General features: G+C 56.7%; 21 protein-coding genes. 15 read left to right on the top strand and 6 right to left on the bottom strand.

Features of this window, described 5'->3' with window-relative positions; genetic code table 11:
• Nucleotide 1: 1 nt before the first annotated feature.
• Both EY643_RS05515 and EY643_RS05510 read right to left on the bottom strand, forming a co-directional pair.
• Nucleotides 2-433 (bottom strand): Zn-ribbon domain-containing OB-fold protein, encoded by a 432-nt coding sequence (locus EY643_RS05515; RefSeq protein ID WP_152661255.1) that lies wholly within the window; start codon nt 431-433, stop codon nt 2-4.
• A complete protein-coding gene (locus tag EY643_RS05510; RefSeq protein WP_152661254.1) occupies nt 430-1,836 on the bottom strand; it encodes a carotenoid oxygenase family protein in 1,407 nt (468 codons plus the stop codon). Before EY643_RS05510 ends, EY643_RS05515 begins: the two co-directional genes overlap by 4 nt.
• Before the next feature lie 143 nt (nt 1,837-1,979).
• Here EY643_RS05510 and EY643_RS05505 point away from each other — a divergent pair, with 143 nt between their 5' ends.
• The 4 genes from EY643_RS05505 to EY643_RS05490 all read left to right on the top strand — a co-directional run bounded on the left by EY643_RS05505 (nt 1,980) and on the right by EY643_RS05490 (nt 5,801).
• Nucleotides 1,980-2,408 carry a nuclear transport factor 2 family protein gene (locus EY643_RS05505; protein ID WP_152661253.1) on the top strand — a complete coding sequence of 143 codons (429 nt, stop codon included), beginning with the start codon at nt 1,980-1,982 and terminating at the stop codon, nt 2,406-2,408.
• A gap of 104 nt (nt 2,409-2,512) precedes the next feature.
• Entirely contained in the window at nt 2,513-2,857 is a 345-nt protein-coding gene (locus EY643_RS05500; protein ID WP_152661252.1) for a putative quinol monooxygenase, read from the top strand.
• Nucleotides 2,814-5,039: a molybdopterin-containing oxidoreductase family protein gene (locus EY643_RS05495; RefSeq protein WP_152661251.1), complete on the top strand. Its 2,226-nt coding sequence runs from the start codon at nt 2,814-2,816 to the stop codon at nt 5,037-5,039. Before EY643_RS05500 ends, EY643_RS05495 begins: the two co-directional genes overlap by 44 nt.
• Before the next feature lie 78 nt (nt 5,040-5,117).
• Complete coding sequence (locus EY643_RS05490; protein ID WP_152661250.1) at nt 5,118-5,801, top strand: TetR/AcrR family transcriptional regulator; 684 nt, start codon at nt 5,118-5,120, stop codon at nt 5,799-5,801.
• Nucleotides 5,802-5,812: 11 nt separating this feature from the next.
• On the opposite strand, the gene EY643_RS05485 is transcribed toward EY643_RS05490, so the two are convergent.
• Complete coding sequence (locus tag EY643_RS05485) at nt 5,813-6,916, bottom strand: acyl-CoA dehydrogenase family protein (protein ID WP_170287291.1); 1,104 nt, start codon at nt 6,914-6,916, stop codon at nt 5,813-5,815.
• A 130-nt stretch (nt 6,917-7,046) separates the two neighbouring features.
• Here EY643_RS05485 and EY643_RS05480 point away from each other — a divergent pair, with 130 nt between their 5' ends.
• Genes EY643_RS05480 through EY643_RS05465 form a run of 4 tightly spaced genes read left to right on the top strand, consistent with a single transcriptional unit; the run spans nt 7,047 to nt 9,320 of the window.
• A complete protein-coding gene (locus EY643_RS05480; protein WP_152661248.1) occupies nt 7,047-7,721 on the top strand; it encodes a nitroreductase family protein in 675 nt (224 codons plus the stop codon).
• 15 nt (nt 7,722-7,736) lie between these two features.
• Nucleotides 7,737-8,450 (top strand): dienelactone hydrolase family protein, encoded by a 714-nt coding sequence (locus EY643_RS05475; protein WP_170287290.1) that lies wholly within the window; start codon nt 7,737-7,739, stop codon nt 8,448-8,450.
• 16 nt (nt 8,451-8,466) lie between these two features.
• Complete coding sequence (locus tag EY643_RS05470) at nt 8,467-8,910, top strand: hypothetical protein (protein WP_152661246.1); 444 nt, start codon at nt 8,467-8,469, stop codon at nt 8,908-8,910.
• Nucleotides 8,907-9,320 carry a MaoC family dehydratase gene (locus EY643_RS05465; protein WP_205743155.1) on the top strand — a complete coding sequence of 138 codons (414 nt, stop codon included), beginning with the start codon at nt 8,907-8,909 and terminating at the stop codon, nt 9,318-9,320. The genes EY643_RS05470 and EY643_RS05465 overlap by 4 nt, the downstream gene beginning before the upstream one ends.
• Nucleotides 9,321-9,396: 76 nt before the next feature.
• Here EY643_RS05465 and EY643_RS05460 read toward each other — a convergent pair whose 3' ends face one another.
• Nucleotides 9,397-10,827, bottom strand: a complete 1,431-nt coding sequence (locus tag EY643_RS05460) for a carotenoid oxygenase family protein (RefSeq protein ID WP_152661245.1) — start codon at nt 10,825-10,827, stop codon at nt 9,397-9,399.
• 138 nt (nt 10,828-10,965) lie between these two features.
• Here EY643_RS05460 and EY643_RS05455 point away from each other — a divergent pair, with 138 nt between their 5' ends.
• From EY643_RS05455 to EY643_RS05440, 4 genes are read left to right on the top strand one after another with little or no spacing between them, the layout of a single operon-like run.
• The gene (locus EY643_RS05455) at nt 10,966-13,371 is read left to right on the top strand and encodes a TonB-dependent receptor (protein WP_170287289.1); all 2,406 of its coding nucleotides are present in this window, start codon (nt 10,966-10,968) and stop codon (nt 13,369-13,371) included.
• Between the two features lie 9 nt (nt 13,372-13,380).
• Nucleotides 13,381-14,184 (top strand): hypothetical protein, encoded by an 804-nt coding sequence (locus EY643_RS05450; RefSeq protein ID WP_152661243.1) that lies wholly within the window; start codon nt 13,381-13,383, stop codon nt 14,182-14,184.
• 2 nt (nt 14,185-14,186) lie between these two features.
• Entirely contained in the window at nt 14,187-14,378 is a 192-nt protein-coding gene (locus EY643_RS05445) for a hypothetical protein (RefSeq protein WP_152661242.1), read from the top strand.
• A gap of 2 nt (nt 14,379-14,380) precedes the next feature.
• Nucleotides 14,381-15,250, top strand: a complete 870-nt coding sequence (locus EY643_RS05440; RefSeq protein WP_152661241.1) for an SDR family oxidoreductase — start codon at nt 14,381-14,383, stop codon at nt 15,248-15,250.
• Between the two features lie 15 nt (nt 15,251-15,265).
• Here the strand turns inward: EY643_RS05440 and EY643_RS05435 are convergent, their stop codons facing one another.
• Nucleotides 15,266-16,300: a zinc-binding dehydrogenase gene (locus EY643_RS05435; RefSeq protein ID WP_152661240.1), complete on the bottom strand. Its 1,035-nt coding sequence runs from the start codon at nt 16,298-16,300 to the stop codon at nt 15,266-15,268.
• Nucleotides 16,297-17,553, bottom strand: coding sequence for a cytochrome P450 (locus EY643_RS05430; protein ID WP_152661239.1), 1,257 nt, complete (start codon nt 17,551-17,553; stop codon nt 16,297-16,299). Before EY643_RS05430 ends, EY643_RS05435 begins: the two co-directional genes overlap by 4 nt.
• A gap of 157 nt (nt 17,554-17,710) precedes the next feature.
• On the opposite strand from EY643_RS05430, the gene EY643_RS05425 reads away from it, so the two are divergent.
• The 3 genes from EY643_RS05425 (at nt 17,711) to EY643_RS05415 (ending at nt 20,970) form a co-directional block, all read left to right on the top strand.
• Nucleotides 17,711-18,898 (top strand): acyl-CoA dehydrogenase family protein, encoded by a 1,188-nt coding sequence (locus EY643_RS05425; RefSeq protein ID WP_152661238.1) that lies wholly within the window; start codon nt 17,711-17,713, stop codon nt 18,896-18,898.
• A gap of 12 nt (nt 18,899-18,910) precedes the next feature.
• A complete protein-coding gene (locus tag EY643_RS05420; RefSeq protein WP_152661237.1) occupies nt 18,911-20,071 on the top strand; it encodes an aromatic ring-hydroxylating oxygenase subunit alpha in 1,161 nt (386 codons plus the stop codon).
• Between the two features lie 161 nt (nt 20,072-20,232).
• A complete protein-coding gene (locus EY643_RS05415) occupies nt 20,233-20,970 on the top strand; it encodes a hypothetical protein (protein ID WP_152661236.1) in 738 nt (245 codons plus the stop codon).
• Nucleotides 20,971-20,977 lie beyond the last annotated feature (7 nt).

Here is a 20,977-nt window from a genome sequence, read left to right as displayed (position 1 = left end):
GTCAGGCTCCCGCTACTGGTTTAAAGAAGAAGCTAACGACCTCATCGCCGTTTTCCTCTGTGCGAAAGGTTTCAAAAACCACTTCCATCTCCATTCCTATCGCCAGTTTCGCGGGATCGCTTTCGGTGAGGCGCCCCTCAACCCGAACACCACCTGGCAGTTCGACGTAACCCACTCCATAGGGTTTGAACGTCTCCATGGTTTCGCCACTGGCGTAGGGAGGCTTTGGCATGAACTGCTGAATCGTCCATGTCCAAAGCGTGCCTCGATTCGGCAGTTCCTCTAGAGAAACATCCTGTCCGCTGCATGCCATGCAGGACTGCCCGGCAGGAAAGCTCGCAATGCCGCAGTTATTGCAGCGGCTAGCCAGCAGGGCCGGCTGTTCCGATGGCCAGGTGAAAAGGCCTTCAGTTATAGCTACTCGGTTGTTCATAGCGTTAGATTCTGCATCCAGTTGGCGTGAAACCCGTTGGGAACACGACCGGGAATGTGCACTTTGGCGACCGGCCCAGCGGCCACATCTCCTGCACTGATAATGCTGAGGAATGGACCCTCACCGGGGTTGTGCACATAGCACATGAGCCAACCGTCTTCCTCGCGATCACTTTCAGGGTTCGGAACGTGCACTGGTTCGCCCGCATTGGCTTCCGGACCATACTCCCAGAGGGCCACTTCGCCGCTCTTGAAGTCAAAACTGCCGGTGCAGTTATAGCCGTGCGCATCGCCCCAATCGCGATTGGAGCAGGTGGCGAAGCCAAGGCGATAGTCCTTACCCATGCGTCGCTCATCCACGCGTGAAAATTCGCAGAAAACATCGGAGAACTGTTCGTCGTTCACGCTTCTGGTCTTAGGATCGAGCGTCATCCGATGCATGCGCCGCGGTTGCTTCTCCGCTCCGCTGCCCTGAGCCTGGGCGAAGGGAATCGAGCTGATCCATATATAGTCGATCACGATCTTGCCATCGCGTTCGAAGCCGTTGCAGAAGTGCCAGCTGAAGAATGCATCCGTTTCGAACACTATCTGTGGGCTTACACCGTCGCGGGGAATTGCAATAATTTTGGTGCCCAGTTGCGGCTCCCACTCGAATGGGTCCTCTCCACGCATGGCCTTTTCCACACTGTGAAAAGATGGGGCATAGAAAATTACGATGAAATTTTCAGTGATCTGTAGATCATGAATGATGCCCTTACGGGGGAATTCTACCTGCATGCTCTGCTTGTGGCGGGCGTGCTTGTCGAACACCTGTACCGTGTAATTAGCGCTGTCCCAGCGTTGAGTGCATGAAATCAGGTCGCCCGTATCAGGGCAGATTTTCGGGTGCGCGGTGAGCGCATCACCGGGCTGTAGCGCACCGCCGTAATCGTACAAGCCCACCGTAGAGAGATCATTGTTGAGCAGATGAGGAAAACCGCCCTCCCACATCGCCAGCAACTTCTCGCCGTGATAGATCACGTTGGTATTCGCGGTATTGCGCACCGGGCTCGGTTCACCCCCGGCATCAATCACTTCCTGCGGCACTTCCAGCAATTTGCCAACACTGCCGTAGATGGTACGACCAAACTTACGCTCGGTTTTCAAATGATTTGTTTCTACCCAGCGATTCTTGTATTCGACGTGACCGTCTTTGAAATACACAGCGTGAATCATGCCGTCACCGTCCAATGGATAGACGTATTGGTTGGGCTGGTAGGCGACGTTCGCACCGTCGCGCATAAACGCGCCAAGCAGATTTTTGGGGATTTCTCCCTCAACGCGCAGCTCGTCTTCGGACAAGTCTCGCTCTTCGCTGACAGGAGCGTAATTACCCTGAAGGTAGGGAAAGGCACTCAGATCCATGTTGCTACCCCTTGTTATGGCTATCTCGGTATTCGGCGGATTGCAGAAGATACTAGCAGCACAGAAAATATAAAAACAGTCTCGTTTGTTTCTTTTTTTAAAAGAGCGAGCTAAAGTCCTTATTCGCCACCCGGGAGAACGGCATGAACAACATCGAAGATGAACTGACCCTGCAAGACCTGATGGCCACCTACGTGGACGCAGCCAACCGCCGCGACGGCAACGCCTGGGCGAGCACCTGGGCTGAGGATGGCTGCTGGAACCTGATGGGGATGGAGGTTGAGGGCCGGGAGGCCATCCTCGCCTTGTGGCGCCAGGTGTTGGCCGGCTTTGAGTTTGCCGTGCTCATGCCCTCTTCCCATCGGTTTGAGATCAACAGCGATCGGGCCACAGGCCATTGGTATCTGCAAGAGTTCACTCGCGACCTGGAGGGACAGTCGATGTTCGCCCTCAGTCGCTACGACGATGAATACGTGCGGGTAAATGGCCGCTGGCTGTTCAAACGGCGCAGCTACCAATTCATCTACCAGGGCCCGGCGGAACTCCCGGGAGACTACACCGCACTAGGTTAGCCTCGGAGAGAAAAGCAGTCAGCTCTGATTGTTTTATCCTGGGGCATCTGCTAGCTTTCTTGCTATCCGCACAATAACGCCATAATCACGGACCGGAGAACGCTATGACCGTACTCGTAGCAGGTACCATCGACATTCTCGATGGCGACCGCGAAAAAGCCCTCGCCGCCTCAGCGGCGCTGATGGACGAAACACGCAACCAGGAAGGCTGCCGGCACTATGTCTGGTCTGCCGACCCGACCTCGGACACCCGGGTCTACGTCTACGAAAACTGGGAAAGTTCTGAAGCCCTGAACGCCCACCTGGCAGGCCCCTACTACTTGCAAATGCTCGGCATTCTCGGCACATACAACGTCGTCAATACCGAAGTCACGAAGTTTAGGTCCGACCTCGAAGAACCCGTCTATGACCCTGAAGGCCGCCCTCGTGGCGACTTCTTCACTGCTTGAGTTAGTCAACACAATGACCCGCAAAGAAGTCAAAACGTATTGCCGTTTCTGTCACGCGTACTGCCCGATGGTTGCGACGGTGGAAAACGATCGACTGACCGCCCTGGCGCCCGACACCGACAATGAGATCTACGGCGGCTATACCTGCGTCAAGGGTCGCCAGATGCTGGAACAGATCTACCAGCCAGAGCGCCTGCAGCGATCACAGAAACGGCAGCCCGACGGTTCGCTGGAAGCTATCGGCAGCCAACAGGCACTGGATGAAATTGCGGCCAAGCTGGGCGAAATTCTGGCCGAGCATGGTCCGCGCGCCATTGCCAGCTATAACGGCACCTACTCATTCCAGAATTCGGCCGCTCACGCGGTGGCCCGCGCTTTCCACGGTGCAATAGGCTCACCGTCGTTCTATACCAGCGTTACTATCGATCAGCCTGCCAAAGTAGCCATTGCACCTACACGCATGGGTGCGTGGACCGCCGGCACGCATATGTGGAACGATTCCGACGTCTCACTGGTGATCGGCAACAACACCCTGATTTCGCACTTCTCAGTTCCCGGTGGCGTGCCCTCCTTCAGCCCCGCAAACGCTCTGCGCGAGGGCCGCAAACGCGGTTTGAAACTGATCGTGATCGACCCGCGTGAATCGGAGGTAGCCAAGCGCGCAGACCTGCATCTACAGATCAAGCCCGGCCAGGACGCCGCCCTGCTCGCCTGCATGATTCAAATCATCATCCGCGAAGAGCTGTACGACAAGGATTTCTGCGCCGAGCACACCCAGGGATTCGAGGCGCTCGACGAAGCGACTCGCCGATTTACGCCCGAGGAAGTCGCGCGCGCAGCGGGCATCCCGGAAGAACAAATATTTGCGGCAGCGCGTATCTTCGGCGCAGGCCCTCGCGGTGCCGCTGTCACCGGCACTGGTCCGGAGATGGGCCCACATCCCAATCTCATGCAACACCTATCACAGTGCCTGAATGCAATATGTGGTCGCCACACACGCGCAGGGGAGCGCGTGCCCAACACCGGCGTCCTCACACCTGAAGCACCAGTGCACGCCCAGGCCATGCCGCCCCAGCCTCAATGGCTGACCGAGGGTGTCGCCAGCCGCGTCGTCGATGATGTCTTCGAAACCACCGTGCTCTCCCCGTACGGCCCTCTCAAAGAAATGCCCACTGGCTTGATGGCCGATGAAATTCTCACCCCGGGAGAGGGCAAGATTCGCGCCCTGATATGTGTCGGCGGCAATCCATTGCTCGCCTGCCCTGACCAGGAAAAAATGCATAGAGCCCTGGCAGATCTCGACCTGCTGGTGTGCATAGACATCAAGGAATCCGCCACCGCACAGATGGCCGACTACATACTCGCGCCCAAGGTTTGTCTGGAGCGGGAAGATGTCACCCTGCTCACCGATATCTGGCACGACAAACCCTACAGCCAGTACAGCCCGCAGGTCGTTCCGGCACGCGGCGACGAGGTAGAAGAGTGGCAGGTTTTCTGGGAACTGGGCCAGCGCATGGAGTTGGCACTGGAACTCAATGGTGAACCAGTTGATATGTCCCAACTGCCTCCCAAGCTCGACTTGCTGCGCAGCATGACCCGAGGCTCTCGCGTGCCGATAGACGACATAGTGGCCCGCGAGGGAGGTCATGTTATCGACTTACCGGATGTCATTGCCCAAGCTGCTGACCCTGCAACCAGAGGCTATCTGGAACTTTTTCCAGAAGGTCTGGATGGAGAACTTGAGAGCGCATTCGCGGATATGCATACGGTGGATGACGATTTTCCTCTGCTGCTGATCAGCCGCCGCATGAAATACACCCACAACTCCACCGGTCCAGAACTGAGCCTGCTGCGCGCCAAGGACAGCTACAACCCAACGTTTATGCACTCTGACGATCTGACTGCGCTGGGACTGACTGATGGAGATGAAATCAGTGTGGCCTCACGTCACGGTGCGATACCCGGCATTGTGCGCCGCAGCGACGACATCAAACCCGGCGTTGTCTCCATGTCCCACAGCTGGGGCGGCAGCCCCGACCCGTCGCGCGGTGTTGATGATCAATTCCGCGAGATGGGCAGCAACACCAACCGGCTGATCGACAACCTGCATCAGCTCGAGCGCTATTCAGCCATGCCGCGTCTGAGCAGTATTCCAGTGGCTATTTGCAAACGTGCACCCTAAGCGGTGTGCAATGCGCTACAATGCCCGCCGCTCGCAGCGGAAAAACAGGCGAGCCGGTTTTGAATTTTTGGAGAGTACATGAGTAAGGCAAAGGCGGACGCCACCGGAGCGAGCCAGGACATCAGCTGGCAGGCACAAAAAAGTGCCATGACCCGCGACCGCATTCTCGACGCAGCGATCAACTGCTTTATCACCCTGGGCTATACCAACGTCACAACGGCCAAGGTCGCCAGCGAGGCAGGCGTGTCCCGCGGCGCCATGCTGCACCACTTTCCGTCCAAGACCGAGCTTATTCAGGCAGCGGTGGAATACCTGCACCAGCAATTGCTGGAAGACTACAGTGCCCGGGTACGCAAAATTCCGGCTTCAGCCAAAGGCGCCAAGCGCCGCCGCGCCGGTGTAGAAGCGTATTGGCAACACCTCACCGGTGACCTGTTTACCGCCTACCACGAATTGTGTGTAGCCGGCCGCACCGATGCGGAGCTGAAAGACATTCTCGAAGAATCCACCCGTCGCTTTGACCAACATGTGGCCGAAACCAACGCCGAGCTATTCAGCGAATGGAATGGTCATGGCGAACGCTTCCAGATCGCAATGGACCTCACCAAATTTCTGATGGAAGGCATGGCGGTGGGACAGATCGTGAGTAACCGCGACCAACGCGTGAACCGCATGCTCGATTACCTGACAGATCGTCTGGAAGAGATATTCCAGGAGGGCGAATCAGGGGCTATTGGCCGCCATTCAGCCAGGAAAAAGTAACCCCCTAACGCTCACGCGGCGCGCTGCGCCAGATACCGCTCCATGTGGTAGTCGCCGTCACCAAACAGTTTGGACAGCAACAGCAAGCGTTTGAACAGATGACCGACAATTAGCTCGTCGGTCATCCCTATACCACCGTGCAACTGCACCGCTTCATGCGATATGAAGCGCCCCGCTTCAGCCAGCTTGACCTTCATCCCCGCTCGGGCCGCTGCGGCTTGGTCATCGCCTTCATCTGTCAGAATCGCGGCGTAATACAGCAGCGAGCGTGTCTCTTCTATTTTCAGATACATGTCCGCCATGCGGTGCTGCAGCGCCTGGAATTTACCGATGGGCTGGCCGAACTGTTCTCGGGTTTTACAATATTCAACCGTTGCCTCCAGTAGCACCTGCATCGCACCCAGCGACTCGCCCCCTATCGCAATCAGCGCGGGGGCAAGCGCCGACTCGAGCTCGTTGACTGTCAGCTTGCAGACCAGTGTTGCCGCGACAGCATCAAACTCCAGGTGTGCGCCCTTACTGCCATCAACCGCGGTGAAACAGGTCCGCGTAATGCCTGGACTATCACCATCAACCAACAGCAGCGCCAACTCGTGATCCACCATCGCGGTCACCAGGAAATGGTCCGCGATCTGGGCGTTCAACGCAGTAATCTTGGCGCCATTGAGAAACAGGCTTGCAAGCTCACCTCCGGCAGAAGTCGTGATTTTGTCCCACGCATAACCGCCGCTCTGTTCGGCAAAGGCAAATGCCCACTGGGCCTCGCCATTAATCAGCGGCGGCAAATAGAGCTGCTTTTGCTCCTCTGAAGCGAACGCCGCCAACAGGCCGCCGCAGGTGACCGCCGTGTGCAGGTAGGGCTCTCGCACGAGCCCCCGCCCCAAAGCCTCGGACAGCACCATCAAGTCGGTTACCGATCCACCCAGGCCACCCTGTTCTTCAGAGAACGGCAAAGCCAGCCACCCCAGTTCCGCGAAGGTAGCCCACGCCGCGGGATCGAACCCGATTTCAGTGACCGCGAGCTTGCGATGCCGCTCTACGCCACCGGCATCCTGAATGTATTTCCCTACGCTCTCGCGTAGCAGTACCTGTTCGTCTGTAAGAGAAAAGTCCACGTGTGCACACTCTGGGATTTTGGCCCATGCTAGCAAGGCGCTCTCCCCAAAACAATCAGTCCCTACTGTTTTATTTCGAGCCATTGAGATAGCCTAGACTTCAGCGTGAGTCTTAGAAAGGAAAGGAAGCATGACCAAACTCAACCTGACAGCTGACGAAGTACTATCCACCACCCGCGCCGTGCGCAAGCGACTCAACTTTGACCGCCCGGTTGAAGACACACTGCTACGCGAATGCCTGGAGATTGCCTTGCAGGCACCTTCCGGCTCTAACTCCCAGGGCTGGCAGTTCATGCTGGTGACCGACCGGGAGAAAATCAGCGCCATCGCTGAATACTACCGCCAGGCCTTCGCCACTTACGAGGCCAGCGAAGCCCAGCCAATGAAACAACACCTGGATGATCCCGGCATGGCCACCACTCAGGCGCGAGTGCTCAACTCAGCCCAGTTTCTTGCCGCCAACCTGCACCGGGCTCCAGCGGTACTAATCCCCTGTATGCAGGGACGACCGGATACGCCTGGATTACCGGCGGGCATCATCGCCGGCATGTACGGTTCTATCATCCCTGCAACCTGGAGTTTCATGCTTGCCGCCCGCGAGCGCGGTCTGGGCACCTGCTGGACCACCCTGCATCTAAACTACGAACAAGAAGTCGCACAGCTGCTGTCCATTCCTGAGGGTTATACCCAGGTGGCCCTGATTCCGATCGCGTACACCCAGGGCACGCAGTTCTCGCCGGCACCGCGCAAATCCCTTGAGGATTGCCTGCACCTGAATAGCTGGCAAACTAGCAGCGCTGAATAACACGAGGCAGTGAATGTGAGTAAACAAGGAACCCCACTAAAATACTACGCAGGCGAACTACAATGCTGCGGAGAATACTTCAGCCCTGAGGGTGCTGGCCCCTTCCCTGTGGTGCTGGTGGTACACGCCTGGGACGGCCTGGGAGACGAAGTACGCAGCAAGTGCCGCCGCCTCACCGAGGACGGCTATATCGGCTTCGCACTGGACGTTCATGGCGATGGCACCTTCCACACAGATTTCGAGAGCGTGCAGGAGGTGTTGCAGCCCTACATGCAAGATCGAGCCATGTTGCTCACGCGGCTCACTGCAGCTATCGACGCCGCGGCAAACATCCCTCGGGCCGACACGGCACGCATCGGCACAATGGGTTACTGCTTTGGCGGCATGTGCGCTCTTGATCTGGCCCGATCCGGGGGCCCTGCCATCAAAGCTGCTGCCTCATTCCACGGCCTGCTTGCGGCCAACGACCTGGGAGACTCCACCATCACGGCCCCCGTGCTGGTGCTCAATGGCGCAGATGACCCCATGGTGCCACTGGAGGCTATCGACGCCTTCCAGCAGGAGATGTCAGCGCGAGGAGCGGACTGGCAACTGGTGAACTATGGCCACACCCTGCACGGGTTCACGCGCAAGGTAGCAAACAATCCAGAGCGCGGTATTTTGTACAACGAGAAAGCCGACCAGCGTTCGTGGCGCGCCATGCTCGATTTCTTCGCCGAAGCGCTGTGAACAAGGCCTCTCAATAATGTATTCCGTCCCCGCTGAAGCGGACATCAATGCCCTGCTGGGCCACCGGTTTGCCGGCGGTAATTACCGACTGGAACACTGGGAGAATGTACTCCTCACCGGCTGTACCGGCGCGGATCTTCTGCCGGACGGCCTCGCCCACCCCGTGGCGCTGTTCCATCTGCCCATCACCGGAAGCGGCACAAGCATCGCGGAAATGTTCGCTCTGGGCCAGGCGGAGTCGGATCTCTCTATCATGATCGAGAGCTATGATTGGGAAATTTTCGAACCGCTGCGAGAAGAACAGGACTACCGGGTGGAGGGTTGCATCGCCAGCGCAGAACGCTGCAACGAAGGCGAGCGCGAATACGATCGGATTCAGTTCGTCTTCGATGTCAGCGAGGAAGGCAGACCTGTCGCGCGTTCGACTATCACCTGGCACTACACGAGGAACACACTGTGAAGTGGTCCGAGGGAGACTCCATACCCGAGTGGGTGATGCCTGAAGTTTCCGCCGAGCGGATGCGCACCATGGCTGCGCTACTGCGCGATCCAAACCCGCTTCACTGGGACCGGGAGGCCGTTGCAGCCTTACCTATGAACCTCGGTCACCGAACGATCAACCAGGGTCCACTGGGCCTCAGCTATATGGTCAACATGCTGCAAGCCTGGGCAGGGCCGGCCTGTATCCGCCGGCTGGTGACACGCTTTCCGCAGGTGGTGCTGGACGGTGAATGTGTCGTTGCGCGCGGCAAGGTAACCAGAGTCAGCGTTGAGAACGGCGAGCATATCGCCGATTGCGACATCTGGTTAGAGCACGCCGAACGCGGCGTGTTGCTGGAGGGCGAAGCACGGGTGGCACTGCCGGACTGATAGCGCTGACGCCTATCAGGCGATCTGCGATGAGGTGACCACTAGCGGCCACCTCGGGTTCAACATTAGCTGAGAACTACGCGGAGGGTCTCCAGGTGCCATGAAAGCCCGGCGGCACTCGATGGGACAAATGCGCCTTGGCCATGGGCCCTGAGCTGATATCCAGCGCATCAAAAATCCACAGGCCGCTTAGCCGGGTAGTAAAGTCTGTCACTACCGCCAACAAGTAGCCCTCCCCCTCTGCAGCGTCTTCAGACCTGGGCACAAACAGTGCTTCAGACACCATGCCGTTGCCGCAGGAAAACTGCACCGTGGTATTACTCTCGTGATCCCAGTAGCCGATCGTGTTGTAGAGATTGCTATTCACGTCCATGCCGCTCTTCACTTTACCGTCGGTGGTGGTGTACCAGCCGTGACGGTAATTCTTTCCGGCATAGCGAGGGTCGATCTGCGGAAACTCGAGCTCAAATTCAGCCATCGGCACCGACTCGACTTCTGCCTCCGGGTTGTTCAAATCGATCGTCCAACGGCATAACTTGCTTTTGGTTTCGCCGGTGGATTCACCATCCGGCGTCGGGAACAGTGGCGCCTGAGGGAACTGCGCCGCATCGATGGTGATCACACCATCGCTGTCGTACGCATTCATAAAGTGAAATACAAAGCAGGCATCCATTTTCAGCCAGCGAATATCGTCAGCGCTTTCTGCGTCGCGCGGCAGCACTGCCACATGAACGCCTTTGTCAGGCTCCCACGCAAAGGGCGGCCCACCTTCCATCGCCCGATCCAGACTGCCTGTAATCGGGAAAATCGGCACAACGATATAGTTTTCGGTAATGGCGAAATCATGCACCATTGCGGAATACGGTGTCGGAATATGAATGCTCTGGCAAAGAATCCCATCGGCATTCACCTTATGCACCATGACATCCTCGGAGAAAGGCCCGGTCGCCATATAGGCGAAGAACACCATCTCTCCGGTGTCGGGATCGACTTTGGGGTGCGCCGTCATCGCGGTGTGCAACTTGCCGCGGTAGGTCCAACTCCCTATGGAATCAAGTGAGATCGGGTCGATCTCATAGGGCTGGTGGCCCTCCTCCATGATCAGCAGACGGTCGCCGTGCCACACTGCTGCGGTATTGGCCAGGCCTTCCTTGTCGGTGAGCGCAAACTCGGCACAGTCTGGGTCACAATCGAAGGGGTTCAGGGCATTTATCAGTGCCTTGCCCTCGACATCTTCCAGGTTGAACTTGGCTGTGCGGACCCAACGGTTTATGTAGTCCACTCTCCCCTCGTCAATGTGGAATGCATGCACCATGCCGTCGCCGGCGAACAGGTGGTAGTCGCCGCGAGGCTTCCAGCGCTGATTGGGGCCCACACGGTAGAGGCTCCCTGAGAGATCGGCCGGGATCTCACCCTCGATCACAAGGTCACTGGCCTCACACTCCATCTGGATTGGTGCCCAGGGGAAGTTGAGGAAGGTGTTATCGGTGGGCATCGGCTCGGCCATGGCAGCACTCTCTTATCGTTTTTTGGCAGCGTCCAACATACCGCCAGTAATAAAATCAGTCAATTCTGTTTGTTTTTTAAAAGACATTTGTTACTGTTTTGTCATCTGAGAATAACGATAAAACGAGTGGTAATGATCATGAGGATGCTTGGATCAACCCTTGGGGCTGCCCTGCTCCTGCCCCTCGCGAGCCCAGGCGCGCTCGCACAGGACGGAGAAACACTGGTACTGGAAGAAATTCTGGTCACTGCCAGCCGCCGTGTCGAGCGGCTGCAGGAGGTAGGCATGTCTGTGTCTGCCTTTGGCTCAGATTTCCTGCAAAACACGGGGGTCAACCAGCTCACCGATCTGGAGCAATACACCCCTAACCTGAAGATAACGCCCAGTAACGATTCCAACGGCACATCCTACCGGATTCGCGGTATCGGATCCGTGGGCACAAACTCGGGCATCGACCCCAGCGTCGGGATGTTCATCGACGGTGTCTATCAGGGGCGCGCTGGCATGAGCATCACCGACCTGGTCGATGTGGAGCGGATCGAAGTGCTGCGAGGCCCCCAGGGCACCCTCTACGGCAAGAATACGGCAGCTGGGGCCATCAGCATTATCACCAAGCAGCCAACCAGCGAGTTCGAATACCTGGCGGAAGCGGGGTATGACAGCGAGGAGCGGATGGAACTCCGGGGTATGGTGAATATTCCGCTGGGTGATTCAGACCACGCCATGCGTCTTACCGCCTACGGCATCGACGGCGACCATATGTATCGCAACAGCTTCAATGGCGAGGGCGTGAACGACACCAATAAGTATGGTGGCCGCGCCAGAATCCTGTTCGACTTGGAGGGCGATACTACCACTGACGGCTTCGGCCAATTCATCCTCTCCGTGGACTACTCCAAGGAAGATACGGACTGCTGCGCCTTTGCGACTATTGCTTACGATGGCCTCTCTACCTTGAATTCACCCGCAACCAGCACGCCCTCTGCCGAATGGCAGGAGATGCTGGGCAACAACGCCCTCGGCCAGCCTATTTTGCGCTACAACGATTTTGAAACCATAGAGGGCTATTCTCCGCCAGAGGTTGACCCTTTCGGCGACGACTATTGGTTCAATGCGCCTCTGGGCAACGAGGTCGATGTCGGCGGGGCAGGCCTGGAGTGGAATAGAGACCTCGAGAGTGGCAGCACAGTAACTTTTATCAATGCCTGGCGTTTCTATGAGTCAATGAGCATGTTCGACGGCGATTTCACCGCTTACGATGCCAACCAGACCACCACCGAAATCGACCTCGACCAGTATTCCTCCGAGCTACGCCTCACATCTGAAGGCGGCGAAACCATCGACTACCAGGCGGGCCTGTACGCTTACAAGTCTGAAATGGACTCTATCGGCGAGTTTGAGCAACGCGAAGACTTACTGGAGAAGATCATTCTGTTCGGCGATATCACCATGGCGGACTTCTCGCCTGGCGGCTCGCTCAACACAGACACCAACAAGTACACGACCACCAGTTACGCTGCGTTTGGCCAGGCCGTCTGGAACATTACTGAAGCGTTCAGCTCGACCCTGGGGCTCCGCTATACCTACGAGACAAAGGAACGGGAAGGCACTCAGATCACAACCCCGGCGGTGCCCTTTGATACCCCGCCCATTGCAGGCCCCGACATTGCGTACGACGACGATCGCAGTGATTCGGCCCTGTCACCTTCATTGAATTTCCGCTATTTCTTTAACCCCGACGTCATGGGCTACGCCATGGTGAGCCGCGGCTTCAAGTCAGGCGGCTACGACCAGCGTCGCCAGGCGCTGGGAGAAACCGGCGAGTTCGATGAGGAAATCTCGACGTCCTACGAAATCGGCTGGAAAACCTCCTGGAATAACCGCCGCCTGCAGTTCAATGGCGCCCTGTTCTTTGTCGACTACGAAGATTTCCAGGCCCAGTCCTTCGACGGTGCCTCCCTCAAGGTCACCAATGCCGGCGACATGGAGAGCTACGGCGCAGAATTGGAACTGACCTATCTGCCGGCAGTCAACATGATGTTCGGCAGCGCACTGGGCTATAACAAAGCAGAGTACAAGTCCTTCGATAACGGCCAGTGCACGATTGAACAGTCCTTCGAAGAGTACTACATCGAAGGTGGTGCCCAGGGCGGCTCGCCTGGCACTGCATCAGTGTGCGTTCAGGACCTGGCAGGACAGCCAATCGACAACGCGCCTGAATGGACTATCAGTTCCTACCTCCAGTACGATCACGAGCTCGGCAGCGACCTACTCGGCACTGCACGACTCGAACACAGCTACACAGACGGGTATTTCCTGGATCAGGACCTCGACCCCAATCTGGAAAATGATGACGTCAACCTGATCAACCTTCGCCTTACCCTGAGCAATCAAGCGAGGACCTGGGAAGCGATTTTGTGGGGCCGGAATCTCCTCGATGAAGAGTACTTCGCCATCGGCCTCGACGCCCCGACCCTGGGCGGCTACGCGGGTATCACAGCCCCGGGCTCCACCTACGGGATCACCCTGCGAATGATGAACTAGACTACCGTTATGGCTGACAACGACCTCATCACAACCGACCGCAGCACTGGCCGGGTTTCGCCGGCCCAACGCCCGGGCCTCTGGTACAACTGGGGGCCGCAGGCGTGGATAGATATGTGGATGTCGAACACCATGCTGGTGAAGAAAGCCATGCCGCTGGTCACCCATACATTCCTGCCGATACTGCGCCTGTCAGGCGACAAGGAACAAGTCGATCGGGACTGGGCCGCAACCAAGGAAAAGCGCGAGGTCGTGCGCTTCCTTGACTCACCGCGCGAAAAATGGCGCAAGCGCTACGGTAACTTTGTCCGCGAGGTGGAGTGGTCACTACTTGAATTGCGCAAGTATTACAGCCCGAAACAATTCGACGAAATCGTTATTGGCAATGCAGTAGCGACTTCACACGAAAACGCCTCCGACTTCATGGATATGATGAACAGCATGTCGGACAAGAACAAAGACAAGAAGACCAAGAAGAAATCCGACGGTTCGACGCAACCGGGCTGGTTCAGCACGTTCATGTTCGAGACCTTCAATCCCGCCCACTGGCTCACCGGCCGAGCGACGATCGCGGAATTTGACCCTTCCAACGGCCTCACAGTAATGGAAATACCCGACTGCGCATGGCATACCTGCGGCAGGCAAGCCGACTTGCCTAACCCGAATGCCCTGCCCGAAGAGGGATGCCTGGCCATCTGTAAAGGGCCGTTCGAGGCCATGTTTAAAGGGGAGAACGGCGGCCTCAAAATGGAATTCGATCCGCACCTACCCGAAACCTCTTGCACCGTGCGCATGACCTGGTCCACCGACTAGCCGTGCAGCTTAAGGATCTTATCGAGCCCAGGGCGAAGCTGGCACAGCAGGCAAAACGCATTCGCGAACTGGAACAGGAACTGGTAACACTCAAGGCACAGAACGACAGCATGCGTGATGGAATGCGGCGTTGTGTGACCTGCGAGTACCGAATCGACTACAAGGCCCGTCAGGGCCAATCTACCGAGGAGTAAACATGTCCACTATTCTCGTCACCGGCGCCAGCACAGGCATCGGCCAGGAAGCTGCCCTCCACATGGCCCGCAAGGGAAACCAGGTCTACGCTGCTGTGCGCAACCCGGACGGCGTGGATGACCTGCGCAAGGCTATTGCCGCGGAGTCACTGCCAGTAACTGTGGTACAGATGGATATCACTCAGCCTGAATCCATCGACAGCGCCATCGCTCAGATCATGGCGGAGACCGGCAGCATCGACGCCCTGGTAAATAACGCTGGCGTTGGCGCAGGCCAGGCGGTTGAGATGACATCGATGGAAGACGTGCGCTGGATCTTCGAAACGAACTACTTTGGCACAGTAAATGTGCTGCGGGCAGTAACTCCGATTATGCGCAAGCAAGGCAGCGGGCGAATAGTCAACGTCGGCTCCCTCGCGGGCCGGGTACCCATGGGCTGTCACGCTCACTACTCCGCGTCAAAATTTGCAATGGAAGGCCTAAGCGAATCACTCGCATTCGAAATGGCTGAATTTAATGTGAAGGTGTCCATCATCGAACCAGGGTGCGTGCTCACACCGATCTGGGGCAAGGCCGAGCCGATGGATGAATCAATTGAGCAACCCTACATGAACACCCTGATGCGGTTAGGACGCTGGTTCGAGTTCAATCTTGGACGGCCCGCCATGCCTGCTGACGTGGCAACGGCTATCGAAGATGCCATCGATTCAGATACACCGCGCTTCCGCTACCCGGTGGGCGCAGACGCCGAAGAGATGATCGCCGCGCGTGCGAAAGTGTCAGACGAGGAGTGGATCAAAGCCAACTGTCTGCAGGGCGAGGCACACGATGACCGCATGCTGGAGCTGGTGGGCAAGGACTACTACCGCTAGCGAAGATAACGGTGCTCAGCCAATTTTGGTGAGCACCTTACACTGATCCTTAGGCGTGCGTAGCGCCTCAAACGCATCGGGCAATTCGTCCAGGCTGACGACATCCGTAATCATTGGACGCACATCGATACGACCTTCAGCGAGCATCGCCAGCGACGTTTCAAAATCATCGCGGGTATAAGCCACCGCGAACTGGATCCGCAATTCCTTGAATAACCCCAGCAATGGCATGAAGCCATCAGGCTGCTCACACACGCCTACAGGCACGATAAGGCCTCCGTGTGGCGCAATCTCAATACACTGCTGAATCAGCCCCGGCGCACCCACACATTCGAATATGACATCGGGAGCGCCGCCTGTCAGGTCTGCATATTGCGCAGCCAGTGCCTCTGCCCCGGCGGCGGGGTCGGGCTGGATGACGGCAGTGGCGCCCATCTGCTTGGCAAGCTCCATGCGGCTGGATGCCATTTCGCTCACCACCACATCGCGAGCACCGAAGAAGCGCGCCCAGAGGGCAACCGTCAATCCGATCGGCCCGGCACCAATAACCAGCACCCTGCTACCCGCCTGGAGCTTTGATACGCGTACAGCGTGAATACCTACGGCCAGGGGCTCGATCAGTGTGGCCGTTTCCAGGTCGAGGCTGTCAGGGAGCTTGAGTGTTTCCTGCGCGCCGGCTGGCACATACTCGGCAAAGCCACCCTGGGCATCAATACCCGATACTTTCTTGTTCTGGCACTCGTAAAAGCGGCCTGTCGCACAAGCCGGGCAGGTACCACAGCAAATAAATGGCAGCGAACAAACCCTGTCACCGACCTGCCAGTCACCGATGGCATCCGGACCAACCTCGACGATCTCACCAACATACTCATGGCCAAGCACCTGACCGCAGCACGCCGTGGTTAGCCCTTCACGCGTGGCGTGCAAATCAGTGCCGCACACCCCGCAATACCCCACTTTCATCACCAGCTCATTGCGTTCAGGCGTGGGGTCAGCGATCTCTTGAATCGAAAGTGGCTTGCCAACTTCCTCGAATACAGCCGCCTTCATGCCTGCACCTCGCGCTTTTCATAGCTAATATGTAGCTCTTTCAGCCCACGCAACACCATATTGGGCGAGTGCATGAGATCGTTCTTACCTTCGACCAGCTGAATATTGGTCATACGCTCAAGGATCTTCTGGAATGCCACCTGCATCTCCTTGCGGCCCAGAAACGCACCGGGACAGAAATGCGTGCCATAACCAAAGGCGATGTGCTCATCGGCATTCTTGCGGCACACGTCCATCTTGTCCGGCTCATCAAATACCGCTTCATCCCGGTTCGCCGCGGCATAACGCAGCATCAGCAAAGAATCTTTGGGTATCTGCACACCACGAATCTCTGTGTCTGTAGTCACCACCCGCCACAGGCCCGCGGAAGGAGATTCCAGACGTAGCATTTCCTCCACCGCGTTATCGATCATAGAGGGATCATCGAGCAGGGCCTGCATCTGATCCTGTAATTGAATCAGCGACAACAGGCCACCCGCCAAGGACGAGGTGGTTGTCTCATTGCCTGCCACCAACAACTGCTCGACCATGCTGAGTATTTCTTCAACCGTCATCAGGCGCTCGCCATCGGCGGGTTTGATCGTGTTATTGGCCAGATCGGAAATAATATCGTCCCGGGGCTCAGCCCGACGCTGGGCGATAATCTCGGCCATGTAGTGCTGCCACTCGACAATCAGCGTGGCGTCCTCAATCTGCTTCTGCTCATCAGCCATGCCCCCCAGGCGCGACGCAAAGGCGTCAGACCAGGTTTTGATGCGGCGCAGGTCCTTGCGCGGTACGCCGAGCTGGTCGGCGATTACATACACCGGAAGAGGCGTCGCGAAGTCATGGACGAAATCGCACTCTCCTTTCTCGAGCATATCATCGAGCAATTCATCCACCACCGTTTCCATATAGGGACGCATCGTCTCAACACGCTTGGCCGAGAACACCTTGTTGATCAGCGAGCGATAGACCTTGTGTGCCGGGGGATCTAGCGTGAGCAGCGTGGGGGGTTGCTCGTAACCAGTGGCGTAGATCGCCTTCACCTGATCTGAGGGTTCAGGCCCCTGCAAAACATCCTGGAAGTCATTGGAGAAAGTTGCGGTATCGCGATTGACGGTGCGAATATCCTCCCAGCGCGAAAGAAAAAAGATATTCGTGCCCGGAAGCTGATACACCGGCGCCTGCTCACGCACCACTTTGTAAAACTCGAATGGCGATTCGATGACCTCCGGGGAAAAGAAGTCAAAATCTGCGGGGCACTTGGCCATTTATGCTCTCCTGCTGGGCCGCCGGGAATGAGTTATTACTTATGTAATGGCGGCAATCTGAGCCTCACATTAGCCAATTAAAAATAAACAGTCAATTCTGATTGTTTTTATCAGGGGGCTTTGCTAATTTGCCTGTGCATAGTAGAAGGAGCCATCCATGGACCTCACATTCTCCGCCGAGGATCTGCAGTTCCAGCGGGAGGTGCGCCAGTTCCTGGCCAACCACCTCACCGAAGAAATTGTCGAGACCACCGCCAGCAACGCCAGCGTATTCGTAGAAAAAGAGCTGGCACTGCAGTGGCAAGCCATCCTGGTCGAGCAAGGATGGGCCGTGCCCCAGTGGCCCACCGAGCACGGCGGCACTGGCTGGACCGCCACCCAGAAATACATATTCAGTCGCGAGTGCTACCTCGCAGGCGCGCCGATGCTCATTCCTCTGGGCCTGCTAATGCTGGCGCCGGTGATCATGGCCTTTGGCAGTGAAGAGCAGAAAGCCGAGCATCTGCCGAAGATTCTGTCAGGCGAGCACTACTGGTGCCAGGGCTACTCCGAGCCAGGCGCGGGCTCTGACCTTGCGGGCCTCAAACTCAAGGCTGAGCCCAGTGGTGAAGACTACATCGTCAACGGCTCGAAGATCTGGACCACCCACGCCCACCTGGCAGACCATATTTTCTGCCTCGTACGCACCAGCAATGAGGGCCGGCCACAACAAGGCATCAGCTTCCTGCTGCTGGATATGGACTCGCCCGGTATCACGGTCGAACCCATCATCACCATGGCCGGTGACCACGAGGTAAATCAGGTGTTCTTCGATAACGTGCGGGTGCCCCAAACAAACCGCATTGGCGAAGAAAACAAGGGCTGGACCTACGCCAAATACCTACTGGAATTCGAACGCGGCGGTGGCTTTTCCGGACCGCTGGTACTGCACGAACTGGAACGCCTTTGGAAGCTTTATCGCGATACGGCCGACGCAGTGGTGGATTTCGACAGCACAGGGACACTCAAGCGCCGCATCGCGAACATCGAGATCGACCTGAAAGCGCTGGAGATTACCGAGTTGCGCATCCTCTCAGATGTCAGCGGTGGCGGAAACCCGGGGCCAGAATCATCGATTCTCAAACTAAACACCACTCGCATTGAACAGGCAATCAACGAAGTGTCGGTAGATATTCTCGGTTACCGCGGCCTGGAACTGAACCCCATGCCTGGCGCCAGCCCCTACCGCCCCGACCCCGAGAGCGCAGTGCTCCCCCGCTATCTCAACAATCGCGCAGCGTCTATCTTCGGCGGCTCACAGGAAGTGCAACGCAACATCGTAGCCAAGCTGGTGCTTGGGCTCTAGAGTGCCAAAACCATGAACCGGGATGCACTCGTCAAAGAAACAAAGCGACTGCTAGAGCTGGTCGCAAACAACACGACTACCATGGCCGATGCGGTGATGTCGTTGGATGTACAAGAATATATCGACCCCGAGCGATTCGACCTCGAACGACAAGCCCTGTTTCGCAACTACCCACAGTTTGTCGGGCCCAGCTGCACCCTCCCCAACCCCGGTGACTATTTCGCTTTCGACGATACTGGAATCCCCATTCTGGTGGTGCGCAACGGCGAAGGTCTGCTCAAGGCCTTTGTGAACAGCTGCTCTCACCGTGGTGCGCCAATCAATGAGTGCGCAAGCGGGCAAGCCAAGAAGGGCCGCATGTTCTCCTGCCCCTATCACGGTTGGAGCTATGACCTGGACGGCAAGCTTATCGGAATCCCTTTCCAGGAAGGTTTCGAAGGAATGGACCGAGAAAGCCTTGGCTTGCGTGAGTTGCAGGTAGAAGAAAAGTACGGCTTTATTTTCGTGATGCCAAATCCTGACCTGCGTTTCGAAATCGACGATGTCCTGAGCGGTATGGAAGCTCGACTGGAAGGCAACGGCCTCGAAAACCACTACTACCTGGGAGCGAAGAAGGTAGAGACCGCGTTCAACTGGAAATTGAACATGGACACCTTTCAGGAGTTCTATCACTTCGAGTCACTGCATCCAGAGAGTATCGGCCAGATGGCCCACTCGAATGTCAGTACGTTTCACACCTTCGGCCGCAATCATGCCATGGGCTCGGCAACATTGACGATCGATGAATTGCGCCAGATACCGGAAGCGCAATGGGACCCACGTGAATACACATCCTATGTGAACTATATTTTCCCCAACACAGTGATCTTCGCCGTCGCCGACCACTTCCAGACCTGGCGCGTTTACCCGGTGAGCCCAGACACGTCTGTGGTGTATCACAGCATGTATCTGCCAAACGCTCCCCAAAGTGACGAAGAGCGAGCGCAGCGCGAAGAATACTTCCAGTTGATCAATGATGTTGCTGTAGCAGAAGACTACTCACTGGTGGACAAGATCACACGCGGCTTACACAGCGGTCTCGATCGCAAAGTGCTATTTGGGCGCAATGAACCCGGCGTGCAGAATATGCACCGGCAGATCAGTGAAGTTCTGGGCCTGACCACTCCAGGCTAGCTCAACGATTCCGACGTACTCAGCAAGCCTCCCCTTTCGCCTAATCGCATTCCTTTTGATACTCTTCTGTGAACGTCCGTTTTTATCCAAGGAGTGGCACTGTTCTAGCATGCCCCGACTCTCAGAGTGAATGCGGTGTTAATGATTTCCAAGGAATTAGAATGGCTGATCAAGAAATAAACCTGCGGAAGCTGCTACTTGAAGGCGTGGCAATCGTCGCCAGTATACTTATTGCCTTCGGTATAGATTCCAGTTGGGAAGAGTTCCAGGAAAACAAAAAGAGGGAGCACGCCCTCAGTGCGTTGCGCTCAGAATTTCAGGCCACCTATGCGGGGGCAATGTCGACGAGAGATTATCACAAGCAGGAGCAGGAACAGTTGCTTCAATTGCTCAAGCTGACTCGGGAAGGCCCTGCAGATCTAGATGCGGAAGAAGCCATTCAATTAGTACAATCAGCCATCCTGTTTACAACCTATCTTCCGCCTACCGGTGCTCTTGACTCGTTGATTGGCTCAGGGGATCTAAACAGTCTTCTACCAGCAGAGTTGCGCTCCAACCTGGTTCAGTTTCAGAAGCTGCTCGAGAGCTTGTACAGAACTCAGAGCTGGGGTCTCGCTTTCGTCAATGAGGAACTGACCATCTATCTTGGCGAGAGAGTTCCACTGGTGGTCTTCGGATTCAGTGATGAGCAACATCGAAAGAAGTGGAGTGATTACTACTCCAAGGAGGAAACGGCAGTGTATGCGCGCGAACTCATGGGATCTCTAGAGTTCCAGAACCTGATTCATACGCGTTTGCTGATAGCGGCACTACTTGAAAATAAGACAGGCTTGCTGGCAGAGGATGCGGGCATCATTTGTGAGATGCTGGGTACTGAATGTTCCACTAGCGAAGCCTAGAAGAGAG

Origin of the sequence: Halioglobus maricola, from assembly GCF_009388985.1 — a bacterium.
GTDB lineage: Bacteria > Pseudomonadota > Gammaproteobacteria > Pseudomonadales > Halieaceae > Halioglobus > Halioglobus maricola.
This window is presented reverse-complemented; position numbering and strand designations above follow the sequence as displayed.

Bases quoted from the DNA above. Each gene is read 5' to 3' on its own strand.
- EY643_RS05515 (WP_152661255.1), bottom strand. From the start codon at position 433: ATGAACAACCGAGTAGCTATAACTGAAGGCCTTTTCACCTGGCCATCG.
- EY643_RS05510 (WP_152661254.1), bottom strand. From the start codon at position 1,836: ATGGATCTGAGTGCCTTTCCCTACCTTCAGGGTAATTACGCTCCTGTC.
- EY643_RS05505 (WP_152661253.1), top strand. From the start codon at position 1,980: ATGAACAACATCGAAGATGAACTGACCCTGCAAGACCTGATGGCCACC.
- EY643_RS05500 (WP_152661252.1), top strand. From the start codon at position 2,513: ATGACCGTACTCGTAGCAGGTACCATCGACATTCTCGATGGCGACCGC.
- EY643_RS05495 (WP_152661251.1), top strand. From the start codon at position 2,814: ATGACCCTGAAGGCCGCCCTCGTGGCGACTTCTTCACTGCTTGAGTTA.
- EY643_RS05490 (WP_152661250.1), top strand. From the start codon at position 5,118: ATGAGTAAGGCAAAGGCGGACGCCACCGGAGCGAGCCAGGACATCAGC.
- EY643_RS05480 (WP_152661248.1), top strand. From the start codon at position 7,047: ATGACCAAACTCAACCTGACAGCTGACGAAGTACTATCCACCACCCGC.
- EY643_RS05470 (WP_152661246.1), top strand. From the start codon at position 8,467: ATGTATTCCGTCCCCGCTGAAGCGGACATCAATGCCCTGCTGGGCCAC.
- EY643_RS05460 (WP_152661245.1), bottom strand. From the start codon at position 10,827: ATGGCCGAGCCGATGCCCACCGATAACACCTTCCTCAACTTCCCCTGG.
- EY643_RS05455 (WP_170287289.1), top strand. From the start codon at position 10,966: ATGAGGATGCTTGGATCAACCCTTGGGGCTGCCCTGCTCCTGCCCCTC.
- EY643_RS05450 (WP_152661243.1), top strand. From the start codon at position 13,381: ATGGCTGACAACGACCTCATCACAACCGACCGCAGCACTGGCCGGGTT.
- EY643_RS05440 (WP_152661241.1), top strand. From the start codon at position 14,381: ATGTCCACTATTCTCGTCACCGGCGCCAGCACAGGCATCGGCCAGGAA.
- EY643_RS05435 (WP_152661240.1), bottom strand. From the start codon at position 16,300: ATGAAGGCGGCTGTATTCGAGGAAGTTGGCAAGCCACTTTCGATTCAA.
- EY643_RS05430 (WP_152661239.1), bottom strand. From the start codon at position 17,553: ATGGCCAAGTGCCCCGCAGATTTTGACTTCTTTTCCCCGGAGGTCATC.
- EY643_RS05425 (WP_152661238.1), top strand. From the start codon at position 17,711: ATGGACCTCACATTCTCCGCCGAGGATCTGCAGTTCCAGCGGGAGGTG.
- EY643_RS05420 (WP_152661237.1), top strand. From the start codon at position 18,911: ATGAACCGGGATGCACTCGTCAAAGAAACAAAGCGACTGCTAGAGCTG.
- EY643_RS05415 (WP_152661236.1), top strand. From the start codon at position 20,233: ATGGCTGATCAAGAAATAAACCTGCGGAAGCTGCTACTTGAAGGCGTG.